The following is a 23,966-nucleotide window of genomic DNA, read 5'->3' on the forward strand; positions in this document are numbered from 1 at the left end:
CTCCGTCCCCAAACCTATCCTGCCAAATCAGCTAACGCCTGCGCGGCGAAGTCCAGGGTGGGGTCCAGTTCCAGGGCCTGTTTGAGCACATAGGCGGCTTCCTTGGGGTGGCCCAGGCGCTGCAAGTTGATCCCCAGGTTGGCGTAGTCGATGGCCGAGCCCGGGTCCAGGTCGATGACCTTCTCGAAGCACTCCACCGCCTGCTGATAGTCCTCCAGCTTGAAACAGCAGAACCCCAGCAGGTGGTGGGCCTCTTTCAGATCGGGAGAGAGGGCCACGGCTTGGGTGAAGGCCTGGGCCGCTTCCTGGAAATTCCCCAAATCTTTCTGGCAAGCGCCCAGGTGCACGTAAATGCTGGGGATTTCGTGGGCCGGCGGGTCGAACTCCATGGCCAGGCGGAAGTGGACCAAGGCCTCGTGAGCGCGGTCCTGGTTTTCCAGGGCCAGGCCGAGAAAGAAGTTAACGTCGAAGCGCTGGGGGAACGCGGCATCAAGCTCGGCCAGGGCCGCCAGGGCCATCAGTGGCGGGGCGTACAGGGCCGCGACCTTGGCCAGGTGAAAAATGACCGTGGTATTGCGGGTGCGATCCAGGAAATGCGTACCGGGGACCAACACATAGACCGTGGGGAGGTTAACGCGGGGGTGCGTGGTGTTCACCACCAGAACCTCCAACCCCAGGCGAGACAAGGCTGTCAGGCAAAGTTGAATCTCGTCCTTGAGATTGGGCCGGGAGAGGTTGGGGAGGCTGTCCAGGGGGATCACCGGGCCGGGGGCCATGAGATAGGCCGCGTCCTCAAGGGTCTCATATTTGGGCAGGGTAGGGCGGTAGCTGGTGCGGCTATGGAAGTCCCCCGCCAGTTGGGCCACCTCGGTCAAGGCTCGGACCAGGGACTTGGTGGGGTCGGTGGTGGTGCCCGCGGCAAAGACGATCTCGCTATCGGCAGGGAAGGTGGATGGGTCGTAGGCCAGAGCCGCCACCGTGGGAATGCCGGTGTCCATGGAAAAATCCCGCAGGTGCAGGACGATGCCGTTTTTCTTAAATTTCTCCAGCAGCTCCCGGGCCGCGGGGTCGGTGACCGAATCGGGGTCGATGATGGGGGTGGGGACGCGGTCGTGGCTGATGATCGAACCCACGTGGCGCTCCACCACTTCGCATAAGCCCTGGAGGATGGCTTCTTCCAGGCAGTTACCCGCGGCCGGGCCGTTGTATTCTTCGATCAGGTAAAACCAGTGGATGGGCAGATAGACCGCTTCGTCCCGGGTCAGGTTGGTGGCGGGCACGAAATACAGCGGCCAGTCTTCATAGAGCCGGGCCGCGGTTGCGGCTTCGGGGGTTTCGTCAAACAGGGAGCGGGCCAGATAAGAGAAGGGCAGGGCCTGGCCCTTAAGGTCACGGGGGGTGCCCAAATCCAGGGGGCCTGCTTCGATATAGGCGAAGAAGCTGAAGCGTTCAACCAATTCCATGAGGGCGCTGGCCTCGGCCTGGACCGGGGTGGCTCCTTTGCCCATCTGCTTGTGAGTGGGCACCACCCGGCGGGCGTCTACGTCCAGGAGGCTGAGGTAGACGGGGATGTCCAGGCGGCCGGAGTCGATACGCATAGTCTCCTGAAGGAGCTTCAGGTCCAGATGCGCCAAGCGGTCTCGCACCCGGCGGACGGTTTCCTCCGGGGTCAGGAGCTTGTCTTGATCGAAAGTGTAGCCTTTGAGGGCGTCGGTGAGGCGCAGGGCTTCAAGCATGAGTCATAATCTCCTGCCGGAAATTATGACTTTGTTGAGGGATTTATGCAATGCGGAGGGAAGGATAGAAAAATTAAGGGATGCATTCTGAAGATTGAATCATGTCAGTGTTTCGTCTGCATTTTTAAGAGCAAGCTCGCATCGGCCAATCGACGTAATTGCCGGTTATGTATCCTTACCAGCAGCAGTTGAGATACGATGGAGCCCAGGAAACAAAGAAACATGTCCTTCTGCGTGTCCCACCTGTCGCCCTGGAAACCAAGAAAGGCATCGCGTCCCGAACTGGTAAGAACGGCTGCCCACCACTCGATAACCTCTACAAAGGCGCTGGCGGCCAGGCAGACCGAGACTGCCAGGAAGAAAAGCATCTTCCCGGGTAGCAAGGGCGTTTTGCGCAGCAAGATTTCCCGGGCCACGATAGCGGGCACAAACCCCTGGGTAAAATGGATCAAGCGGTCGAAATTGTTACGTTTATGAGAAAGGGTGTCACGCAGCCAATCGAACAAAGGCACTTGCGAATACGTATAATGGGCGCCGATCAACACCATGACGGCAAAAGCCCAAATCAATACATAAGCCAGACGGGTACAGGGAAAACGGTGGTAAGTGAGCAGCAGCAGGATAAGGGCGATAATTGCCGGAGATGCGTCCAGAAACCAGATTAACCGGTTTCGGGGGTCGATGAATGACCAGATGAAGACCCCCGATAAGCTGAGAAGCAAAAAAGTAAAAAAAACTCGATTATTTTTCATGGCTCCAGAAATGGGCACAATGGAGGATGCATATTGGCTTAAATTTGGTCACTATATCAGACTTTTAGGAGAGAGCAAAGCTAAACCCGAGATGGGTCACCAGGTTAACGGCGGGTCACTTGAGGACAGGCGGTGCCCAAGCAGAGCTTGGGCGGAAAGTGGCGTTCCCAAGCTGGAGCTTGGGAACGAGGGTGAAAATCCCCCCTAACCCCGCTTTGCCAAAGGGGGGAACTATAAGGAATTACTTTGAAAAATCGCCATTTTACCAAAGGGGGACTTGCCTTCGCAGGGTTACGAGCCGGTCTCCTGGCCAGCGCCCAAGTAGGCTGCCTGGAGCCGAGGGTGGGCCAGGAGGTCGACCCCGGAGCCGGCCAGCACTACCCGGCCGGTTTCCAGGACGTAGCCGTGGTGGGCAATCTGCAAGGCTGCGGCGGCGTTTTGCTCCACCAGAAGGATGGTGACGCCCTGCTGGTTGAGGAGGGTAATGATCTGAAACACCTCTTTGACTAACAACGGCGCCAGCCCCAGAGAGGGTTCGTCCAGGAGCAGAAGCTGCGGCCGGGACATCAAGGCTCGTCCTAAGGCCAGCATCTGTTGCTCGCCGCCGGAGAGGGTGCCCGCGGCCTGGTTGCGCCGTTCCGCCAACCGGGGGAAGGTGTCGTAGAGCAGGCCCAGGTCCCGGCCCAGGTTCTCTTGATCCCGCCTAAAATAGGCTCCCAGGAGCAGGTTTTCGTAAACGGTGAGATTGGTGAAGATGCGGCGGCCTTCCGGCGCCATACTGATGCCGGCCTGGATGATCTCGTGGGTGGGACGTCCCTGGATGTCCCGCCCGGCAAAGACAATGCGGCCCGCCCGCGGCGTTTCCAGGCCGGTGATGGCCCGGAGCGTGCTGGTCTTTCCCGAGCCGTTGGCCCCCAGGAGGGTCACGATGCGCCCCTTAGGCACGCACAGACTTACCCCGTCCAGGGCCGTGATAGCCCCGTAGGAGACTTGGAGGTCGTAGATTTCCAGCATGTTGGTCAGCAATCAGCAGTCATCGGTCAGCAGTCAGCAAAAAAACTTAGTCAGCAGTTAACTGTCAGTAGATAGCAATTAGCAAAAAAACAAAATCAGAATTTAGGCTGATAACGGATATATACTCATTGCCAAAAGAGCCTCATGAACCTATCTCCGTGCGGGTCATTTTGAGAGAGCGAAGCAACCGAAGAATCTCATAACTACTCGAAAATACGAGATCCTTCGCTTCACTCAGGATGACAAGATGGCTTTTTGCAAGAGCCTCCTTTGGCAATCGCTATAAGTTATTGGTGCGCAGGACGCACCCTACGGGAGACTGGTCGTAACCGAAACGCGACATTTTGCTTTTACTGATAGCTGAACGCTGAAAGCTGACAGCTACTTTCCCAAATAGGCCCGGATTACCTGGGGGTTTCTCTTAACCTCTGAAGGTGCGCCCGCGGCGATGGTCAGGCCGTGGTCCAGGACGGTGAGATGCTGGCAGAGGCCCATGACCAGTCGCAGGTTGTGTTCGATGACCATGATGGTCAAGTTATAGCGCCCCTGGATCTCCCTGATGAACTCAATCAATTTCTGGGTTTCGCCGGGGTTGAGACCGGCGGCGGGTTCATCCAACAAGAGAATTCGGGGCCCCGTGGCCAGGGCCCTGGCGATCTCAAGCTTGCGCTGGTGGCCGTACGGAAGCGTACCCGCGGGGAGGCTTGCTGCGTCCGCCAATCCTACCTCCTCAAGCAGGCCCAAGCCTTTAGCCCGGTGCGCCTTTGCTTCCCGGCGGTAACGGGGCAGACGCAGGATGGCCTCAATCCAGCCGGCTCTGCTCCTGCAATGATACCCCGCCAGGACGTTGTCCAGGACGCTCAGTTCCGCGAAAAGGCGGATATTTTGAAAGGTGCGGGCGATCCCCGAGGCCGTGAGGCGGTGGGGGGGCTCACCGGTGACGTCGGTGCCGTCCAAGAGGATGCGGCCGCTGGTGGGCCGCACAAAGCCGCTGATGAGGTTGAAGACCGTGGTCTTGCCCGCGCCGTTGGGCCCGATGAGGCCATAGAGGCCACCTGCCGGCACTGCCAGGTTCAAATCCTCCAGGGCCGAAAGCCCGCCGAAGCGCATGTCCAGATGTTCGGTCCGGAGGAGAAGCATCGCAACCCTCTCAGGCCCCGGAGTCAGACGCCGGGGACCCCGAAGCGCGACGCAGGAGGCGGCTTACTCCCGCCCAGGAAAATTCGTAACGGCCCAGCAGGCCACGGCGGCGGAAGATAATCACCAGGAGCAGCGCCAAAGAGAGAATGACCATACGCATTCCCGGAATGCCGGGGATGGTGTGCCCCAAGATGGTGGCCGGCTCTTCCACCACCCGCAGCCACTCCCCTGCCAGAGTAAAAAAAGTCGCGGCCAGGATGGCCCCGGTAGTGGAACCCAGGCCCCCTACCACGATGATAATCAACAGATTGAAGGTGAAGAAGAAGGAAAAGAGCGACGGGGAGATGGTGGTGATGAGGTGGGCCAAAAGCCCCCCGCCCACGCCGAAAAAAAAGGCGCTCAGGATATAAGCGCCTAACAGGTGGCGAAAGGTGTTGATGCCGGAGGCCTTGGCTGCGGTCTCATCTTCCCGGATGGCCTGCATGGCCCGGCCGTAACTGGAGTTGACCAGGGCGACGACCACTGCCACCGCAGCCACCGCCACCCCCCAGGCCCACCAGAGATTGGTATAGGGATAGAGCCCTTTGAGACCCAGGGGGCCGTTGGTCAGCCCCTGAAGGTTGTTGGCCAGGGCTCGCACCACTTCGCCGAAGCCCAGGGTGACGATGGCCAGGTAATCCCCCCGCACCCGGAAGACCGGAAAGCCGGTGATCAAGCCGAATATGGCGGCCACGAGCCCCCCGGCCAAGAGAGCCAGGGGAAACGGCAAGGTCATTTGGCTGAGTGGCCAGTAAAGCGGGATGACCAGGAAGTTCAGGGTCTTTTCTGCCGGGGTCATGGTCAAAAGCGCGGCAGTGTACGCTCCCAGGGTGATGAAGGCGTTGGGCCCCAGGTGCAGTTGGCCGCACACCCCGTTGATCAGGTTATAAGCCACCGCCAACGTGATGAAAATGGCGACGTTGTTTAACAGCCGCACCTGATACTCGTTGGCCCAATGGCTCATGGCTCCCAGGAGGAGGAATAACAGGACCAGGGCTCCCAGGTTGAGATACCGCGTGCGAATGGCTAACTCCTTTGTAAGCAGTGGTCAGTGGCCAGTGGCCAGAAAAAACCTTGGGCAAACAGTGGGGTGGAGCGGCCCACCAGCACAGGCTGGAAAGCCTGTGCCACCAATGGCGGGCACAGAGGCCCGCCCCACCGTTCTTTGTATAGTTTGAGGTGGTCTCATAAAATGCAAGACTAACCACTGACAACTGACCACTGCTTCTAAAGCTTTTCCTCATTCAAAGACTCTCCCAAGAGCCCGGTGGGCCGCACCAGCAGGAGCACGATGAGGAGGGTAAAGGCCACTGCGTCCCGGTAGCCCGCCCAGGCCGGGAAGCAGGCCACGATCATAACTTCCAGGAGGCCCAGGAGCAGCCCCCCCAAGACGGCGCCGGTGACGTTGCCGATGCCCCCCAGGACCGCGGCGATGAAGGCCTTCAACCCCGGCAGGATTCCCATGAAGGGGTTCACCTGGGGATATTTCATGGCCCACAGGAGTCCCCCGGCCCCCGCCAGGAGTGACCCGATGAGAAAGGTAAAGGCGATGATCCGGTTGACGTCGATGCCCATGAGGCTGACTGTCTCCAGGTCTCGGGCGATAGCCCGCATGGCCCGTCCCACCGCAGTCCGGTTGATGATGATGAAGAGCACCGCCAGGAGCCCTGCCGTAACCAGGGGGATAAGGAGGCTCAAGCGAGGGACAAACAGGCCGCCCCAAGAAAAAGCCCCGGCGAATACCGGTGGCACCGGAAAAGGTTTGGCCCGGCCCCCGGCAATGACCAGGGCCAGGTTCTCGAGCAGGAAGGAGGCGGCGATGGCGGAAATCAGCAGCGAAATGCGGGGAGCCCGGCGGAGTGGCCGGTAGGCGCCCCGTTCCAACAGCACCCCCATGAGGCCGGTGAGCCCGACGGCCAGAGCAAAGGCCACGGGCCAGGGCCAGGCAAAGAGCCCCACCCCCATGACGGCCAGGTAGGCCGCCACCATCAACAAGTCTCCATGGGCAAAATTGATCAGCCTGAGGATGCCGTAAACCAGGGTGTAGCCGATGGCGATGAGGGCATAGAGACTGCCCAGGGACAAGCCGTTGATGAGTTGCTGGAGGAAGGTGATGAGATCCACGGGGGTATTATACTATACATAGCCGGTTCAGGCGGGAAAAGGCCGAAGCCCAGCTAAGGTTAGATCAGGGGCAGCAAGGAAGCCTCATATATCATATTCATAGCCTTCGGCGATGATGGACCGGGAGGAACTGGCCCGCTGCCGGAGGGGGATCAGGGCCTGATACTCGGGGCTGGTGAGAAAATCCTGCACCAGGTCCATGGTTTCGAATTGCACCAGGACCAGCCTTTCGGGACGCCAGTTGCCCGACACGGGAAACACCTCCCGGCCCCGTATCAGGTAGCGCCCGCCGTAGCGTTCCACCAAGGGGAGAACCTGCGCCGTATATTCGGCGTACAATTCATGGTCCAGGACGTTAATTTCAATGAGGAGATAAACGGGCATCTTATTGACCTCACAGCCTTATGGGTTGATAGCCCCGGGAGGTGATGATGGCGAAGCGGAAGGGCGGCCCCACCTCGTCTTTGACCGCGGCCATGTTTTCCAAAAAGTCCCGGCTCAGATGCAGGATATCCTCCAGGTCGGCGCCCTGGCTCAGGGCCTTAAACAGGCGCATCTCCATTCCCAGGTTTCGAGGCATGACCACCGCGTTGCCTATCTGAATGTTTTTTAAAGGAAGTTCATTATCTTCGCTGCCCAACAGGAACATCTCGAAGTGAGGCGGGGGGCTGTCGGGACTATAGCCGGCCAGGATAAAGTAAATGCGGCGAAAGCCCTCGGCCTCCGGCCCATGCTCATCCAGATGGCGCTCGTAACCTCGGGAAAGGAAGGGCAGGGCGAACTCCACCAACTCCTCAAACGCCAAGGAGCCGGGATGGCGGGCGATCTGCCGGCGTAAAGCCATGGACAGGGGCACGCTGACGCCGGCGCCGCTGCTTAAGATGGCAGAACGGCCATCAAGCGCGAAGAGCTTGTTGACGGTGAAGATCTCCGGCTGCCCATTGGTATCGAACCGGGTGGCCCGGCTGTCCGTGGCCAACACAATGCCGTGCTCGTTCAATCCCGCCAGGGTCTGGGTCATGGGCTTTACTTACCCCTCACCCTAACCCTGTCCCACAAGGGGAGAGGGAATAATAAGGAAAGGACTTTTGGCCATGGCTACATGTGGCGGGCACGGAGGCCCGCCCCACCGGAGCGGAGGGTCACCCCACCCTATGAATCCCCTTGGGCAAGAGAGGAACCTCAAGTTTCTTCCTTTTTGGTCACTTCTGGCAGGGGCGCTCCCTCGGGATTATAAAAGATCCGTATCCTGGCCGGCGGCAGGTTGAATTCCAAATGAGAACGCAATTTAAGTGGAATGGTATCGGGGGTCAGGTCTTTCCAGGCCCGAACCGGCTTTCCCAAAAGTTTGGTCAGGTCAGGGATGGCTACCGTCTGAGGTTCGGCTGTGGCATTGATCACCGCCAGAACTCGGCCTTTGCGGCTTTCCCGGGATTTGAGCAGGAGCGCCACCGGCTCTTCCTCCGGATTGACCCGGGCCTGAGGTCCTTCCTCCAGAAGCACCGGGCAAGCCTTCTTCATCCGGTTCACCCCCTTAATAAAGGATGTCAGGTCGTAGGTGGGGGTTTCCCAGTCCTGAGGGCAGGTTTCAACCACATTAAGGCGCTTCTTGAACCCATATTCATAGCCGATGGGCATCATCAATCCGGTAGAGAAGTAGGCCGCGAAGAGGTAGCGTTGCCGGGCTATTTCCGGGGCGCCGCCGCTTTCTGCGGCCAGCCGTTCGGTGTCGTGGGACTCCGGGAAGCTGACCGAGGGGGCCAGGTGACGGAAGGTGTTGTACTGTTCCAGGCACCAGGGCTCTTTATAATCCCACCACTTGGAGCTGTTATAGAGAAAATCGAACCCCGAGGAAGAGAGCTGGGAGCACTCTTCCAGACGGCACCCCAAGGTCTCGGCGAAAAATTGGGCTTGGGGTTCCAGGTTCTTGGCCTCGCCAATGAGGCGGCCCCAGAAGTCGCCGGGGATTTTATACGCGGCATCGGCCCTAAACCCCATGAAGCCCAGGCGCAGGTATTTGGCCACGACGGCGTCGAAGAAGTGCAGCAAGCCTTCGGGGTCGGGAGGCGGCCAGTACTCCAACTCGGCCAGGTCGCCCCACACTGTGACCTTAGTGGCATCCGCAGGGTCGATGGCGCCTGGGTGCTTGATCTTGCCTTTTTTGTCTTTGGCGTACCACTCGGGATGCTCCGTCACCAGGGGCGAGTCGATGGCGGTATGGTTGATCACCAGGTCCATCATCACCTTGAGGCCCCGGCCCTGGGCCGCCTTGAGAAAATGTACCAGGGCCGCTTCCGGGTCCTGGCCGGATTCGGGAAAAAAGCGGGGATTAAGGCCAAAATAATCTTTAATGGCATAGAGGCTGCCGGACAGGCCCGGGGTGTTGATGGGGTTGAGAAAGATCCAGGTAAAGCCCAGGCCCGCGATGCGGTCCAGGTGCTCCTCCCACTGGGGGATGGTCCCGGCCAGGGGCGGAAAGAGATTGTAGAGTAGAGCTGGTTCGGCCGTTTCAGGCATCTATCACCTCTTAGTAAATGCAGTGATCAGTGGTCAGTGGTCAGTATAAGCAGGAGCAAACTACTGACCGTTTACAACTATTTTTCCCGCCCCCGGGCCTCATTCAGGCGGGCCGCGATCCGGGCGGGTTCCGGGTCTTGAATCATTTGGTCCAGGGTCAAAGGCAGCTTGAGCCGCCAGTTGGGGTGCTCTTGGGTGGTGCCGGGGAGATTTTGCTGTTCGATCACCCCGAAAATATCCTCCAGGCGGACTTCAACGAGGGCGGCCTGGCTCTGGGCCAGATACGTGAGCACGGCCTCTCGCAGGTCAACGGTGCTGGAATTCAGCACCGCATTCTCCGGCAGCAGTCCCCGGTCCCGCAAGGCCGCCTGCAGGAGAAGACGGTCCTCCTCCCTGGCGGCGGCATCGGCCTCCGCCAGATGGCCAGCGGGGTAAAGGTTCAGCCTGCGCTTGAGTGCCAAGTCACCCCCCTGCCAGAATCCCTCCAGGGTGGGCAGGTCATGGGTGGTCACCGCGGCCATGGTCCGGGGCGGGTACGCTTCCGGGGGGAGAAAGTGGCGATCCCCGTCCCGTTCAAAATAAAAGACGCGGTAGGAAAAGACGCCGCAGTTGTTCAGGTCCCGGCGGATGCGGGGCGGCACAGTGCCCAAATCTTCCCCGATGATCAGGGCGCGCCGGCGCACACTTTCCAGGGCCAGGATGGCCAGGAGTTCGCGTCGCGGGTAGCGGACGTAAGCCCCCTGGTCTGCTTCGGCGCCCCGGGGAATCCACAGCAGGCGGAATAATCCCATGGCGTGGTCCATCCGGAGCATACCGCCTGGAGGAATGTTGGCCTGGAGGGTGTCGATGAACAACTGGTAACCTGAGGCCCGCAGGCGTTCCGGGATCAGAGGCGGCAGGCCCCAGTTCTGCCCCTTGGGGTTGAAGGCGTCCGAGGGCGCGCCTATCGCAGCGCCCAGGGCGAAAAGGTCTTGATGTGCCCAGGTGTCGAAGCCCCCGGGTCCCGCTCCCAGGGCCAGGTCTTCGTAAAGGGTGAAGGTCAACCCCTGCTCCTGGGCGGCCTGGCACACCTGGCCAAGTTGGGTTTCGGCCAGCCACTGTCCGTACTGGGAAAGCCCGACTTCCTGGGGGTGTTTCCGGGCGAACTTGGCCACAGCATGGTTGTCGGGGTCCTGATATGGTTCGGGCCAGCGCCTCCAGTCGCCTTCGTGGAATTTTTCCGCCAGGGCGCTGAACCGACCGAATCTGGCCAGAGGCTCTCCTTTGGCGGCCAAAAACCCGGCGAACTCCTGCCCCCGGGTCGTCTTGGGATTTTCCGGGTCGCCGTGCATCCGGCAGAAGGTCTGATACAACAGTTTCAGTATCTTGCCCTTCAAGCGGCGGATTTCCTTGTAGGGCACCAATGGAGCTTCGGCCAGTCGGGTTTTGCCGGCTTGAAATTCCGGGCTGGCCAGGAGTTCCTGGGCCTTCCGGCAGTCTGAACTCTCGGGCACCATTTCCAGGTTGAGGTAGAGGATATTGAGAAAGACGCGGCTCGTGGGAGAATACGGACTGGGATCGACGTTATCCTGGATGCTCGCCGCATGAAGGGGGTTGACCCCCACAAACGCCGCGCCCAAGTCCCCGGCCCAGCGCATGATGGCGCTTAAGTCGGCAAAATCCCCCATACCCCAGTTACCACGGCTCCGCAAGGCATAGAGCGGCAGATTGAGGCCCCAATACCGGTAGCCTTTATCCAGCCAATCCGGGGCGTAAGCCTGAGAGGGCGCCGCGATCAACCTGGTCCACCCGGTTTCTTCCCGGCCGCCGCTTCGCACCTTCAGGGTCAGGTCGTAGTATCCCAATTCCAGGCTGGCTGGGAGGGGCAAATCCAAAGCGAATCTGAACCCCTCTGGAACCTTATGACTCTCGTTAGGTCCGTCAGGGGTAAGGCGCTTCTCCCAATGGTAGCGTTCGCCGGTTTCGCTGACCAGTTCTCCCTGAATATCCACTGTGGCCGGGGGCTCAGGTGAGGGGGACCAGACTCGCAGAATCGCCCCGGAAGTCGATGGCGCCGGGGCAACGAGCTGCACCGGCTCAACCAATGAGCCCCAGGGACCCAAGCGCCGCCGGGCGATTTCCTGATCCAGGCTTTCCGGGTCCTCCCACGGCACGCCCATGGTGGTCAAGAGAGCCTGGTAGGTGGCCTGGGAAGTGCGGTGACGGCTGCCAAAATTATCCCAGTACTGGGGGGTAATGCCGCACATGCAGCCCAGGGCCGCAATTTTTTTGGCGATGTCCTTACCGGCCATAATCAGACCAGCGCCCACGTGGCATATCCTATTGATGAAAAAAATTATACTCATTGCCAAAAAGTTTTTTCTTATTCACCCCTCACCCTAACCCTCTCCCGCAAGGGGAGAGGGGAATAAAAGGAAAGAACTTTTGGCAAGCGCTATAGGAGGAAAAAGAGATGGCCGCTTAAAGTTTTTTTATTTTAATGCTTCGTTCAGACCTGCGCCAGGGTCTTTTGCATTTTCGGCGGCCATTTTGGGGGGAAAACTTGCCATGAGCAGTTTCCGGAAGCTATTACGGCGAGGGCAAGGCGACGGCAGGCCCGGCAGAGACCTGGTTGATCATCCCGTCGGTAATGGCAAAGGCCGCCACCAGGGTTTTTTGATAACCGGGGTCGCGGCGTACGGACTCGAGGATATCGAGAAATTCCGGGTGGCAGGAGAAAAGCAGCACTTGTTGCTCACGGGCGAAATCGAGGATGACCCGGGCCGCGTTCGCCCGGCGGCTGGGGTCGAACTTAACCAGGACATCATCTAAGATGACCGGCAGGGGCTCGGATAAGCGGCCGAACTCCCGGGCCAGCCCCAGGCGGATGGCCAGATAGACCTGGTCCGCCAACCCGGCGCTCCAGGTCACTTCATCTTTCCGGGCCAGCGTCCGGTCTTCCAGGTGAACCCCATCTTCACCCACCGCGGCCAGGATGCGGTAGCGGCCATGGGCCATGGTGTTCAGAAACCGGCCCGCTTCCTGAATTACGAGAGGTTGCCGCTCCCGTTCATATACGCCCCGGGCCTTTTCCAGGAGATAGCGGCAGACCGCCAGGGTGGCCCAACGCCGGGTAGCCTCGGCCAGTTGGGCCTGCACCGTGCGCTGCTGCAGGAGTAAATCGCCCAACTGCCGGTCCTGCTCCATCGATTCCAATCTGCCTTTCAAGTTCCCGATTTCCTGGTCAGCCTGGGAAATCGCCTGTTCCAGCTCTTGTAAGTGACCGTTCAGGCGCACTTTATCCGTTTCCAGTTCTATGGGGTCGGTGCGGCTGAGTTCCTCTTCCAAGGCCACCTGGGCTTCCCGGGTGCCGGCCATGCGGCGCAGGGCATTTTCTTCGTTCTCCATCTGCTGGAACCAATTCTGCCATTTTTGGTAGGCCGCGCCCCGCCGCCGGAAGTCCTCTGTGTCAATGGCCTCAGCCTGGCGGAGCAAGTCGTCCCGTTCCCGTTCCAGCTCTTGGCCCTGGCTGGTTAAATTATTGAGGTCCCGGGCTGTGGCGACCTTTTGGGCGGTGAGCTCGCGTTGCTGCTGGCCAGCCGCCAGGACCGTGCTTAAGGCTCGGCGCAGGGCATCCAGGTCTGCCACTCCGGGCTCAGTCTCATGAGGCTTTTTGCCACAAGCCGTCAGAACCTGGCCGATTCTCCCTCTAGCCGAGTTCAGATATGCGGATAAAAGCTGCAAACGACGGTGGTGGCCATCCAGTACCCTGGCTGCACTCCGGGCATTTTCCACTGCCTGAAGCACCGCCTCGAACCCGGCGGGGTGCACTGTTTCCGTGAAGCCCCGTTGCGCTAGCCACCCGGACCATTCCTCCTTTCGCCGGACCAGCTCAAGGGCCGCCGCCTCGATTTCCGTCTGGGCCAACTCCTGCCGCGCCCGGGCCTGAGCCAACTGGTCCGCGGCCTGACGTTCAGCCTGGACTCGAGCCTGCCAATCCCTGAGGTGGGCCGCGGCCTGTTCCAATTCCCCGGCAATTTCCTCCAAAAGCATGGCATCACCCGGTGGCTCCCGGTCCATGACCTGGGCCGCCAGGGTGATCTCGGTATCCGCCGCCTCAATCTGCCTCTTCAAGTCGGCGATGGCCTCCAGGATGCCGGTCCGGGTCTCTTCCACCTGCTGCAACTCTTGCCCCAACACGGTACGGCGACGGGTCTCCACCCGGGTCTGCCAATGGTGGAGCCAAAAAAATAACCCCGCCAGCGCCAGCCCGACGCCGGGGATGATGCCCCCGAGGAGATAAGCCTGCCGATAAATGAACCAGCCCCCCAGGCCCAGGCCCACCACCAGCCAGGGCAGGCTAAGCCACCAGGGCAGGGTGGCCGTAGGGATCGTCAGTTGGCTTTCAAGCGCCGCGGCCCGAGCCTCAGCCTCATCGCTGGCGCTCTCTTTTGACCGGAGTTTCTCCGCCAGCACGTCGCGTTGGTGCAACCAGGCCCGCATCTGCCGCAGCGTCTCCTGATGCCGCGCCAGTTCCTGATTATCGGGAAGGGGCGGGGGCGGGAGGTCTCGTAAGTGCTTGTGTGCCGCTTCGGCCTGTTGATGCGCCTCGGTAACGGCTGTGGTCATGGACCGCTCTTCGGCCCTGGCGGCTTCTAACCGGCGTTCCGCGGCGTCCAGGTAGCGCCCGAACTCGGCCACCCGTTGGCGCACCTGCACCGAGGTATCCACGGCAGCGAGGCGTGCGGCATCCCAGTCCGGTCCCAAGGCCTGCAGTTTTCGTAGGAACTCGGCTTGGGCCTGGTCCAGGTCACTTTTGACGATGGGGTAGTTGTCCAAATCCGTTGCCAACTTCTCCCGCTCGCTGGCCAAAGACTCGATAGCTTCTTGTTGGGTCAGGACCGCTTCATCCAGGGTAAGCTGATTAAGAAGACCAGCGAGTTGCTGAACTTCCCTAACTTTTAGCTTCTGCTGCTGGCGATTTGTGTTCAAATCTTTCAGGACACTTTCCAGGCGAGCTTCGCCGTTTACCGGAAAATTCCGGGCAAACTCCACCTCGCCGGCCTTTTCCCGGGCCAGGTTTCGATTCGCCCAGGGGACCCGAGCCTGTTCCAGCCGCTCCAGCCGCCCCAATTGGCGGCGGAGTTGTTCGGCCTCCCGGCGATTGGTATCGACCAGGGCCTCAAGCTGTTCCCGTTGCCGCTGCCCTTCGGCATAGGCCGCGGCCTGGCCCTGGAGCTCCTTGATTTCGGCCTCGATCTCCCGGAATCGCTTCGTCAGCAGGTTGATCTGTTTCTGCCCCCGTTGGGCCAGGAGGGCGGCCAGTTCTTTATCAAGATTCTTCAAAACCTCGGGCACCGAGGCGCTCCCCAGGCCCGCGCCCGCGGCAAAGAGGCGGCCCCGCACGCCTTCCTGGGAGAGGACCCCCAACCCCTGGAGTTCGTCCAGCCCTACGGCAAAGACATGCTTAAAGGTCTCCCGGTCCAGCCCGCCCAAAAGGTGGAGAGCCGGCTCGGCCTGGATCGTGGCCCCGCCGGCTTGAGTGAGGGTTGCCGGACCGCGACCGGGCCGCGCCAGGGTGAACTGCCGGCCGTCTTGCATAATGAGCGCCAGGCGCCCGCCGGGGTTGCCCCCGCGCAAGGGCTCGTAATCGTTGCGCTTTTTATCTCGCCGGGGAAAACCGAAAAGTTGGGTCCGCAAAAATTCCATCAAGGTGGTTTTGCCGGATTCGTTGTCACCCAGGAAAAGCACCAGGCCCAGGGGCAGGTCTTGTATGCCCTGATCGTGGTAAATGCCGAACCCGTCGATGTGCAAGCCGGTTATATGCATGAGAGAACTAAATTCATAATTAATATGGTGTTTGGTAAATGGTTTTTAGGTGAATCAAATCCGGGGTTAAATGAAAGACAAATCCCCCCAAACCCCCCCTTTTTCAAAGGGGGGCTTTTAGGAGGGAGGAAGTGACCCAAGAGTCCCAAAATTAGCGATCCTTCGCTACCCCAGGATGACAAAACAGCTATTCCTCCTCGGGGAGCAGGTGGTCCACCCCCAGGATTTCGGCGGCATCGAGGATGGAGAGGAGTTCGGCATCCGCGAGACGCTCCAGGGCAGCGGCGATCACCCGGTGTTCCGGCCGCTGTTTCAATACGTCCCGGAGAAGGGCTCCGGGGTTGGCTTGATCCCGGAGGCTTTGCGCGGCATTGAGGAAATCGCCGACGAAATCTTGGACCAAGCGGCGCTGAGCCAGGTCCAGGGGCGGCCGGGTCTGATTTTGGATAGATTCCACCCAGACAAAGTCAAGGCGCTCCGGCTCGCCTTCACGCAACGGTTCCGCCAGGTCCCGTTCCAGGTCGATTCTTCCAGCCAATTCCCGATGGAGTTCGCCTCTGCCGGTCAGACTGAGACGGAGAATGGCAGCCCGACCGGAGGCTTCGGCCCGCACCTCCTCCCGTACCCGGAACATGGCGTCCAACAGGTCGTCCCAGGTCGAACGATCACCGATGTCCAGATCCTGTCTGAACCAGCGCACTGCGTCGGTGGCCACAAAGGTGGGCGAGATGCGGCGGGCGGCATCCACCCGCACGAGGTAGCAGCCCCGAGGGCCCATTTCCCGCCAGCTGCGACCCTGGGGGTTGCCGGGATAAATGATGCACGGGGCCTGGGTCCGCATAATCTTCTGGGCATGAATGTGCCCCAAGGCCCAATAATCGAGGCCAGCCGAGGCCAGGTCTTCCATTGTGCAGGGAGCGTAATTATCGTAGTCAGGGTCGCCGCCCACGTTGCAATGGAGCACCCCGATGGCAAAGGGGGCCTCCGGGTCGCGCTTAAAGCCGGCGGCGAGATTGGCCTTGACTTCCCGGACCGGGTAACTGATGCCGTAGATGTGGGCCAAGGTGGCGCCGTTTCGACGAATGGGGAAGCACTCCACGCTGTGGCCCCCGAAGCGCCGGGCCAGGCCTGGCATCGTGAGGTGGGCCTCCCAGCCGGAAAGGGGGTCGTGATTACCATGGGCGATAAAACAGGGAATGCCTGCGTCGGCGGCCTTCCGCAGGGAGTCCCGGAACCGGAGTTGGGCTCGCAGGCTGCGGTTCTCGCCATCGTGCACGTCCCCGGCCACGATGATGAAATCTGCCTGCTCCCGCCGGGCCAGGTCGACGATCTGGTCGAGGGCCTGGAAGGTTGCCTCCCGGAGCACGGCGGCGATCTCGGGCGCGGCGGCGTGGATCCCCTCAAAGGGGCTATCCAGGTGCAGATCGGCGCAATGCACAAAACTGAAAGGGATGGATTCGGACATACCTAATTTGTTTGAGAGTTCGGTTGATCTCCTTTAGCTGTCTCATGGTCGATTCCGGGAGGGGGGTGGGGCAAGGTGAAATAAAACGTCACCCCCTGTCCCATGGCGCCTTTTGCCCAGATCCGGCCGCCATGCCGGAGAATGATGCTCCGCACGGTGGCCAGTCTGACGTCAGCGCCGGAAAAGTCTCTGCCGGCGTGCAGCCGCTGAAAAGACCGAAACAGCTTGTGGCCATAGTGTATGCCAAAATCGGTGCGGTTGTCTCGGACAAAGAAACCTTTGTGGCAATTCTTTGCGGGCAGGGCTCCGAACTCAATTATGCCCTGAGGCAGCTCCTCCGTAAATTTCCAGGCATTGCCCAGAAGGTTTTGGAGGACCGACCGGAGCATGGTGGGGTCGCCTAAGGCGGAAAGGCCTGGCTCGATGATGAACTCCACCCGGCGCGCCGGCGCGGTGCGCTTGAGACCCTCAGCGATTAACCGGGCCTGGTGGCTCAAGTCAATCTCTTCACGATGCAAATCGAGCCGGCCCAGCCGGGAAACTTCCAGCCTTGCCTCGATGAGCTCACCCAGCTGAAGAATCACCCCATGCATCCGCTCAAGATAGTTGCGCCCTTTCACATCGAGTTGTTGGGCGCTGTGTTCCTCCAAGGCCCGGCAGTAGCCGCGGAGCCAGCGCCCCAGGACCTTAAAATCGTGAAATATCGTATCGGGGCAACTATCCAGATCCCGGTAAGGGGTCCGCACCTCTCTCTTGGTTATTTCGGGCTCTTTTTGAATTTGCTGCTCCAGCTTGCCGTTAAGCCGCTGGAGGCGTTTTTCCACTTCCCGGTATCCGGATATGTCGATGCCGGTGCCGATGACATATTCCACCGAGCCGTCTTCTTTGGGGAAGGCCGTATTGGACCAGGCAATCAGGCGGCGGGTGCCGTCTTTGGCCACCCAATCGATCTGCCAGGATTGCGAAAAATCACCGGCGATGAGATCAAAGAAGGCCTCTTGCACTTCATCCACTTCTTCAGGAGCCGGGAATACTTCCCAGAAAGGTCGATTTCTGACGTCGGCCAAAGCATACCCGGTGATGGCCTCGCACATACGGTTAAGACGAATGATGCGTCCTTCGGCGTCCAAGACGAGCACAATTACCTGGGCCATTTCTATGAGGCGGTCGGCAAAATCTTTCTCTTGCCGCACCACTTCGCTGCTTAACCTGAGGTTGTGGAACAAGCGATTATAAGGTTTGATAAGCTCCGTGGCGATCAGCGCCCGATAAATCAAGTACAATGAAGCAATCTTCAGGAGGTGCCCGGCCAGACCGGCCTGGGCCGACACCCCCGCCAGAAAGGTAAGAGCCACCTCCGAGGCGATGGCCAGGGCGATGGCCCCCAGCAACAAGCGGAGTACACCCGGGTCGAATTCGCTCCGCTGGCGCCATAATAAGGCCATGGCTCCCAGGAGGATGACGCTATTGAAATACTCGGCGGTTTTTTGGAGGGCGGCCAAAACCGGGCCTGGCGCTACCAAATCGAAGGGGACCTGCCGCCAGACAAAGATCATCAGAATGATGGTGATGAAGGCCAGCAGATAACCACTGAGAACTGCATAAGGTCGCAGGCGGCGACCGATGCATTGGGGAGCCAGAAACAGAGATACAGCCTCCAGAGAACGAGCCGCCAGCCACAGATGGGCGGGCAACTGAAGGCCTGCGCCGGGGAAGACCCCCATGCCCTGGTAGGATAGGGTATAAAGCAGGTCCAGGGCGCCCACGAAAAGGTAGGCAATCCCTAAGAAAAGCAGGTAGTTATTTTCTTGGAATAGCCGGGCATTCCAGGCGATAGCAAAGACGCCGGTGGCGATGACGGCACTGAAGAACCCGGCAATACTGTGGAATAACAGGTAGCTGTAGCGGCTGGTCAGAAGTAATCCCAGCAGTAAAAGGCCCCATAAGACATATGACACCAGGGCGCTGGGAGTGAGAAGCCGTTCGTCCATATCCCCCAGGGAAATCTCCTCCCTTACCCAGAGACCTTAAAACCGCGCCCGGCATACGTTGCCATAGGCCGGCCTTGATGGCAAGCGAGCCGAGAGATTTCCGGGGATTTTTGTGCATCCGAGAATAAAAATCCAACTTATATTGGCAATATTTTATAGTTATGTAAAGATATTAAAATGAAATATTAATTCTTTTAAATAGGATGGAATATTTTAGTGTTTGTCCTTGAAATTCCTAAGGAAAAATCTCTGCTGCGGCGAGCAACTCCATTCTTGATCCTATAGTAACAGTTGGGATACGCTAATATTACCAGGGGTATTTTGTATTATTAATCCCACATGGGTTTTTTGAGTAAGCGTGCGACTATCAGAGGTTGCCGATATTCTGATAAATTTTGTTTAAGGTAAGCTTGAGGAGTTCGATTTCGGTTTGGGGCAGGTTTTGGGTGGCTCTCTCCCGCAGGCTTCGGGTCAGGGGCAAGAGGCGGGTCTTAAGATGCTTGCCTTCTTTGGTGAGGTAAATGCAATACTTACGCCGGTCTCGGGAGTCGGGGGCGCGAAAGATCAGGTGTTTCTTCTCTAAGGCATCCAGCATTCTGGTGATATTGGGTTTGTCCTTGGAGGCCTTCTCGCCGATTTCCCGTTGGGAAATGCCGTCTTCCTCCCCGAGATGGCGGATGATGGCCCATTGCTCGGCGGTAATCTCATAGCCGTTCTCTTTAAAGCAGCGCTGCAGGGCTGACTTGAGGGCCAGGGCCGTCCGGTAGATAATGAAGCCCAGGGAATCCTGAATGGGATAGCGGTCATCGTTCATAGAATTAGTTATAGGCAATAACTACTAAATATATAACGAGTTGTCAAAGAAATTTTCTTTCTCAGTCCGGCCCACCTGGTCTTGTGCAGCAAAGGGTGGTAGCCCGCAATTTTCATTCCGATTTTTTTTTGAGACTGATTATTTGTGCGCCGGTTTTCCCTTAAAAATTGGTTAATATGATAATGATTAAGTTGGCAACAGCGTTGACAGGGATAGGGATTCGCTTCATAATGCTTTTAAACTGAGCGTTCCGGTCAGCAAACTGCCCCCCCTTTTTCTGTTTTTTGTAATTTGTAAGAAGGGGTACGGATTCAGGGTTAGCCGCCTCTAGCCAAAGAATATTTGGACCTAAAAAATGAACCTGATGAACCTTAGGTTAAAGCTTGCCGATAAACGGACCATAATAATCGCTGCCGGAGTTTTGGTGGCCCTTTTGGCGCTCGTGGGGTTCCTGCAGCGCGGCAGCAACGGGGTGGCGTTTCGCACCGTCCCGGTGAAACAGGGAGACCTGCTGGCCACTATCAGCGCCACCGGCACGGTGGAGCCCGAGGAAGTGGTCGATATCGGGGCCCAAGTCGCGGGCAGGATTGTGTCCTTTGGTAAGGATAAGAATGGCGAGGAGGTTGACTACGGCTCCGTTGTCGAGGCCGGGATGGTGCTGGCCCGGATCGACGATGCCCTCTACGCCGCGGATGCGGCCTCGGCCAAAGCCCAACTGGCTCAGGCCAAAGCCGCGGTCCAGAAAGCCCAAGCCGATCTAGGGCAAATGAAGGCCAAGCTCGTTCAGACCGAGAACGACTGGGCGCGGGCCCGCAAGCTGGGACCATCGGACGCCCTGTCGCAAACCGACTTCGACGCGTCTCGTTCAGCCTTTGAAGTTGCCAAGGCCAATCTCGCCGTTGGCAAAGCCGCCATAGTCCAGGCGCAAGGCACCGTGGCCCAGGCCGAAGCCACCTTGAAGCGGGCTCTGCAAAACCTGAGTTACTGCACCATTATCTCGCCGGTCAAAGGGGTGATCATCGACCGGCGGGTCAACATCGGCCAGACCGTTGTGGCCAGTCTCAATGCTCCCAGTCTCTTTCTGCTGGCCAAGGATCTGAAGCGTCTCCAGGTCTGGGTCTCGGTCAATGAAGCGGATATCGGCCATATCCAACCGGGCCAGGCGGTCACCTTTACCGTTGATGCCTTCCCCGGTGAGGTCTTTTCGGGGGAAGTAGGAAAGGTGCGGCTCAACGCCACCATGACCCAAAACGTGGTCACCTACACCGTGGAGATTATCACTGATAATTCCAGCGGCAAACTATTGCCTTATCTGACCGCGAACGTCAATTTTATTGTGGGCGAACGCAAGAATGTCCTGCTCGTTCCCAACGCCGCGCTACGCTGGGTGCCCCTGTCGGACCAGATAGCCCCGGAGTCTCGAACCGCTAAAAAGGAAGGGAAGGGGACCGGCTCGCCATCTCAAGTGAAGTCACCGGCCGCGGCCAACAAGGAGCAAGCCAGTGGGGTCGTATGGGTTCCGCAAGGCTCTCAGGTGCGTCCCATCAAGGTCAAGCTCGGGCTGAGCGACGGCAGCCTGACGGAAGTTTCGAGCAGCGAACTCAAGGACGGGACTCTCTTGGTGGTGGGCGAAATGAATAGTCAGCCGGCGGGACAACCTGCACCCGGCGGCAGCCCCTTTACCCCGCAAATTTTCAAAAAGCCCGCCAATGGCAAATAACTATTCGTCTTCTGCAGCATCGTGCCTGTGAAGGTTGATAACGAGAGCCGCCATGGAATTTATCGAGCTGCGCGACCTACATAAAACGTATAACCTGGGCGAAATCGAGGTGCCGGTGCTCAAAGGCATCTCGCTGACCATTGCCCGGGGCGAGTTCGTTGCCCTGATGGGTACCTCGGGTTCAGGTAAGACCACGCTGATGAACATCCTGGGGTGCCTCGACCGCCCCACTTCCGGAGAATACTGGCTGGACGGGCAGGATGTAGTGGCCATGTCTGCCGATGAGTGGGCCCAACTCCGGAACCAGAAAATCGGCTTCGTCTTCCAGAGTTTTAACCTGCTGCCGCGGACCAGCGCCCTGGAAAATGTGATCATGCCTCTGTCGTATACCGCAGAGCACCTGTCCGACCGGGAGTCGCGCCAGCGGGCCGAAGACTTGCTCCGACGGGTAGGTTTAGGGGATCGGCAGGATCACGAACCCTCTCAGCTCTCCGGCGGGCAGCAACAGCGGGTGGCCATTGCCCGCGCCCTGGTCAACCATCCCACCATTCTGTTTGCGGATGAGCCCACCGGCAACCTGGACTCCCATACCAGTGAAGAAGTCCTGGAATTATTTCGCGAGCTCAACGAAGAGGAAGGGGTGACCATTATTCTGGTCACTCACGACGCCAACGTCGCCCGCTCCGCCAAGCGGGTCATCAGGATTACCGACGGGATGGTGGAAGCCGAAGCACCCCAAATTCAAAAGGCTCAAGGGAGCCAGATTAGCGCAGCGCCCCCGGGGGGCTCAGAAGTCGTGGGCAAGCTGCGCACCGGACTCGCGTGGCTACGGCTCCAATGGATGGTGCGGACCGCGCTGCACGGCTTGCGCCGCAACGTCATGCGGGCGGCTCTGACGACCTTGGGCATCGTTATCGGCGTGGCTGCGGTCATCGCCATGATGGAGATCGGGCGCGGTTCTTCGAGCGCGATCCAGGCAACCATCGCCAGTATGGGGGCCAATAACCTGTTAGTCTTACCGGGTACGGCCTCCAGCGGCGGCGTGAGCTTCGGGGGGGGCAGCAACATGACCCTTACCCCCCAGGACGCTGAGGCTATCTTGAACGAGTGCCCGGCGGTCAGAGGCGCAGTGCCCGTCGTCCGAGCCCGGACCCAGGTCATTTACGGCAACCGCAACTGGGTGCCCGCCTTTATTTACGGCACCACGCCCGCCTGGCTCGACGTGCGGGAATGGGGCCTGGCCGAGGGCGACATGTTCACGGATCGGGATGTCCGCAATGCCAGCAAGGTTTGTGTGTTGGGCCAGAGGCTGGTTCGGGAGCTTTTCCAAGGCGAGTCGCCTCTCGGCAAAGAAGTTCGGGTTAAAAACGTCTCCTTCCGGGTGGTCGGGGTCCTCACCAGCAAAGGGGCCAACATGATGGGCATGGATCAGGACGATGTCCTGCTGGCTCCCTGGACGACAATTAAATTCCGGGTGACCGGTTCGTCGGCGGAGACCGCTAACCAGAGCGCCGCCGCCGCCAGTGGTTCCGGGTCCAGCACCTCCACGACGGTTAACACCCTGAACCAGATTTATCCCACCAGCCAGAAGAAGCTGTACCCCGAGCAATCGGCTACTCAGCAGGCCGACACGCCGCTGCCGGTGCGGTTTATCAATGTGGATCAGATCCTAACCGCGGGTCGCTCCACCCAGGAAATTCCTGCCGCCATCAAGCAAATCACCCAGATACTGCGAGAGCGGCACCGGATTGGCCCGGGAGAACCTGATGACTTCAACATCCGGGATATGACCGAAATGACCAAGGCCCTGTCTTCCACCGGCACCATGATGACCAAACTTTTACTGGCGGTGGCCCTGATCTCGCTGTTGGTGGGGGGCGTCGGGATCATGAATATTATGCTGGTGTCGGTGACGGAGCGGACCCGGGAGATCGGCTTGCGCATGGCCGTGGGCGCCTGGGCCCGGGATATTCTCCAGCAATTCCTGGCGGAATCCGTGATCCTGTGTTTCTGCGGCGGGGCTGTGGGTATCCTGGTAGGACGGGGAATATCTATGTTAGTAAGGGTGTTGCTGCAGTGGCCGACGGCGTTGTCTCTGGAGGCGATCGTTGCGGCTTTTGCGGTCTCGGTCACCGTGGGCATTGTGTTCGGCTTTTACCCGGCCTGGAAGGCCGCCCATCTGGACCCGATCATTGCGTTGCGGTATGAATAGAAATAAACGGCGTTTTGAAAAACACCGTGCACAGCCTGGAAAGGCTGTGCCACCAAAAGTCATGGGATTTTAAATAGTCAATAGTAATGAAAGTTAAAAAGGACGGTAGCACAGGCTTTCCAGCCTGTGCGCCAGAGGTTGCCTTATTAATAAAACGGCGCAATTTGCCACACTGGCAATTGCAAGGAAGCACTTATTTTGTTACTTTTCGTCTTAGATCAGGAATTATGTCTGAAGATGAAAGAAGAATGGTTTTAGATGCTGTAAAACATTTCCATAAGATAAAATATTTGATAACTACAGCAGTAGTGATGCTAGATCATGTTCATTTAATTATGAAACCAGTTGTGAATGGGCCTAACGCTGAATTTTCCTTAAGCAAGATTTTACAAAGTATTAAAGGCTTCACTGCTCGGCAAATAAATAAAGTCAGGGGTGCCAAAGGGGCTATATGGCAGGCTGAAAGTTATGATCGCATTGTCAGAGATTATGATGAATATCTGGAAAAATGGCAATATATTCGTAATAATCCGGTTAAAACAGGACTAAGCGAACGTCCTGATGAGTATCCTTTTCTCTGGGAGCCAGGGGAAGCATTAGAAGCAATCTAATGATGGCACAGCCTGGAAAGGCT

The 23,966-nt window shown here is 58.8% G+C and carries 17 protein-coding genes; 3 read left to right on the plus strand and 14 right to left on the minus strand.

Annotated elements, in window-relative coordinates; translation table 11 throughout:
• Nucleotides 1-14: 14 nt before the first annotated feature.
• The 14 genes from WC600_03160 to WC600_03225 all read right to left on the minus strand — a co-directional run bounded on the left by WC600_03160 (nucleotide 15) and on the right by WC600_03225 (nucleotide 19,400).
• Nucleotides 15-1,736: a YcaO-like family protein gene (locus tag WC600_03160; GenBank protein MFA4901724.1), complete on the minus strand. Its 1,722-nt coding sequence runs from the start codon at nucleotides 1,734-1,736 to the stop codon at nucleotides 15-17.
• Between the two features lie 104 nt (nucleotides 1,737-1,840).
• Entirely contained in the window at nucleotides 1,841-2,488 is a 648-nt protein-coding gene (locus WC600_03165) for a DUF2238 domain-containing protein (GenBank protein ID MFA4901725.1), read from the minus strand.
• A 291-nt stretch (nucleotides 2,489-2,779) separates the two neighbouring features.
• Nucleotides 2,780-3,502 carry an ABC transporter ATP-binding protein gene (locus WC600_03170; GenBank protein MFA4901726.1) on the minus strand — a complete coding sequence of 241 codons (723 nt, stop codon included), beginning with the start codon at nucleotides 3,500-3,502 and terminating at the stop codon, nucleotides 2,780-2,782.
• A 381-nt stretch (nucleotides 3,503-3,883) separates the two neighbouring features.
• Nucleotides 3,884-4,642, minus strand: coding sequence for an ABC transporter ATP-binding protein (locus tag WC600_03175; protein MFA4901727.1), 759 nt, complete (start codon nucleotides 4,640-4,642; stop codon nucleotides 3,884-3,886).
• Nucleotides 4,643-4,652: 10 nt separating this feature from the next.
• Complete coding sequence (locus WC600_03180) at nucleotides 4,653-5,645, minus strand: branched-chain amino acid ABC transporter permease (protein ID MFA4901728.1); 993 nt, start codon at nucleotides 5,643-5,645, stop codon at nucleotides 4,653-4,655.
• A 263-nt stretch (nucleotides 5,646-5,908) separates the two neighbouring features.
• Entirely contained in the window at nucleotides 5,909-6,805 is an 897-nt protein-coding gene (locus WC600_03185; GenBank protein ID MFA4901729.1) for a branched-chain amino acid ABC transporter permease, read from the minus strand.
• An 84-nt stretch (nucleotides 6,806-6,889) separates the two neighbouring features.
• Complete coding sequence (locus tag WC600_03190) at nucleotides 6,890-7,189, minus strand: DUF1330 domain-containing protein (GenBank protein ID MFA4901730.1); 300 nt, start codon at nucleotides 7,187-7,189, stop codon at nucleotides 6,890-6,892.
• Between the two features lie 10 nt (nucleotides 7,190-7,199).
• Nucleotides 7,200-7,826, minus strand: coding sequence for a hypothetical protein (locus tag WC600_03195; protein ID MFA4901731.1), 627 nt, complete (start codon nucleotides 7,824-7,826; stop codon nucleotides 7,200-7,202).
• A 161-nt stretch (nucleotides 7,827-7,987) separates the two neighbouring features.
• The gene (locus WC600_03200; protein MFA4901732.1) at nucleotides 7,988-9,322 is read right to left on the minus strand and encodes an alpha-amylase family glycosyl hydrolase; all 1,335 of its coding nucleotides are present in this window, start codon (nucleotides 9,320-9,322) and stop codon (nucleotides 7,988-7,990) included.
• Nucleotides 9,323-9,399: 77 nt separating this feature from the next.
• Nucleotides 9,400-11,631 (minus strand): 4-alpha-glucanotransferase, encoded by a 2,232-nt coding sequence (gene malQ, locus WC600_03205; protein MFA4901733.1) that lies wholly within the window; start codon nucleotides 11,629-11,631, stop codon nucleotides 9,400-9,402.
• Nucleotides 11,632-11,890: 259 nt separating this feature from the next.
• The gene (locus WC600_03210; protein ID MFA4901734.1) at nucleotides 11,891-15,130 is read right to left on the minus strand and encodes an AAA family ATPase; all 3,240 of its coding nucleotides are present in this window, start codon (nucleotides 15,128-15,130) and stop codon (nucleotides 11,891-11,893) included.
• 187 nt (nucleotides 15,131-15,317) lie between these two features.
• Nucleotides 15,318-16,595 carry a DNA repair exonuclease gene (locus WC600_03215; GenBank protein ID MFA4901735.1) on the minus strand — a complete coding sequence of 426 codons (1,278 nt, stop codon included), beginning with the start codon at nucleotides 16,593-16,595 and terminating at the stop codon, nucleotides 15,318-15,320.
• Between the two features lie 2 nt (nucleotides 16,596-16,597).
• Nucleotides 16,598-18,586, minus strand: coding sequence for an MASE3 domain-containing protein (locus WC600_03220; GenBank protein MFA4901736.1), 1,989 nt, complete (start codon nucleotides 18,584-18,586; stop codon nucleotides 16,598-16,600).
• A gap of 367 nt (nucleotides 18,587-18,953) precedes the next feature.
• Nucleotides 18,954-19,400: a MarR family transcriptional regulator gene (locus tag WC600_03225; GenBank protein ID MFA4901737.1), complete on the minus strand. Its 447-nt coding sequence runs from the start codon at nucleotides 19,398-19,400 to the stop codon at nucleotides 18,954-18,956.
• A 355-nt stretch (nucleotides 19,401-19,755) separates the two neighbouring features.
• Between WC600_03225 and WC600_03230 the strand changes: the two genes are divergently transcribed.
• The 3 genes from WC600_03230 (at nucleotide 19,756) to WC600_03240 (ending at nucleotide 23,943) form a co-directional block, all read left to right on the plus strand.
• The gene (locus WC600_03230) at nucleotides 19,756-21,120 is read left to right on the plus strand and encodes an efflux RND transporter periplasmic adaptor subunit (protein MFA4901738.1); all 1,365 of its coding nucleotides are present in this window, start codon (nucleotides 19,756-19,758) and stop codon (nucleotides 21,118-21,120) included.
• 52 nt (nucleotides 21,121-21,172) lie between these two features.
• Nucleotides 21,173-23,332, plus strand: a complete 2,160-nt coding sequence (locus tag WC600_03235; GenBank protein MFA4901739.1) for an ABC transporter permease — start codon at nucleotides 21,173-21,175, stop codon at nucleotides 23,330-23,332.
• Between the two features lie 86 nt (nucleotides 23,333-23,418).
• Nucleotides 23,419-23,943, plus strand: coding sequence for a transposase (locus WC600_03240; protein MFA4901740.1), 525 nt, complete (start codon nucleotides 23,419-23,421; stop codon nucleotides 23,941-23,943).
• Nucleotides 23,944-23,966: the final 23 nt, after the last annotated feature.

The sequence above is a fragment of the Desulfobaccales bacterium genome, from assembly GCA_041648175.1.
Classification (GTDB): Bacteria; Desulfobacterota; Desulfobaccia; order Desulfobaccales; family 0-14-0-80-60-11; genus 0-14-0-80-60-11.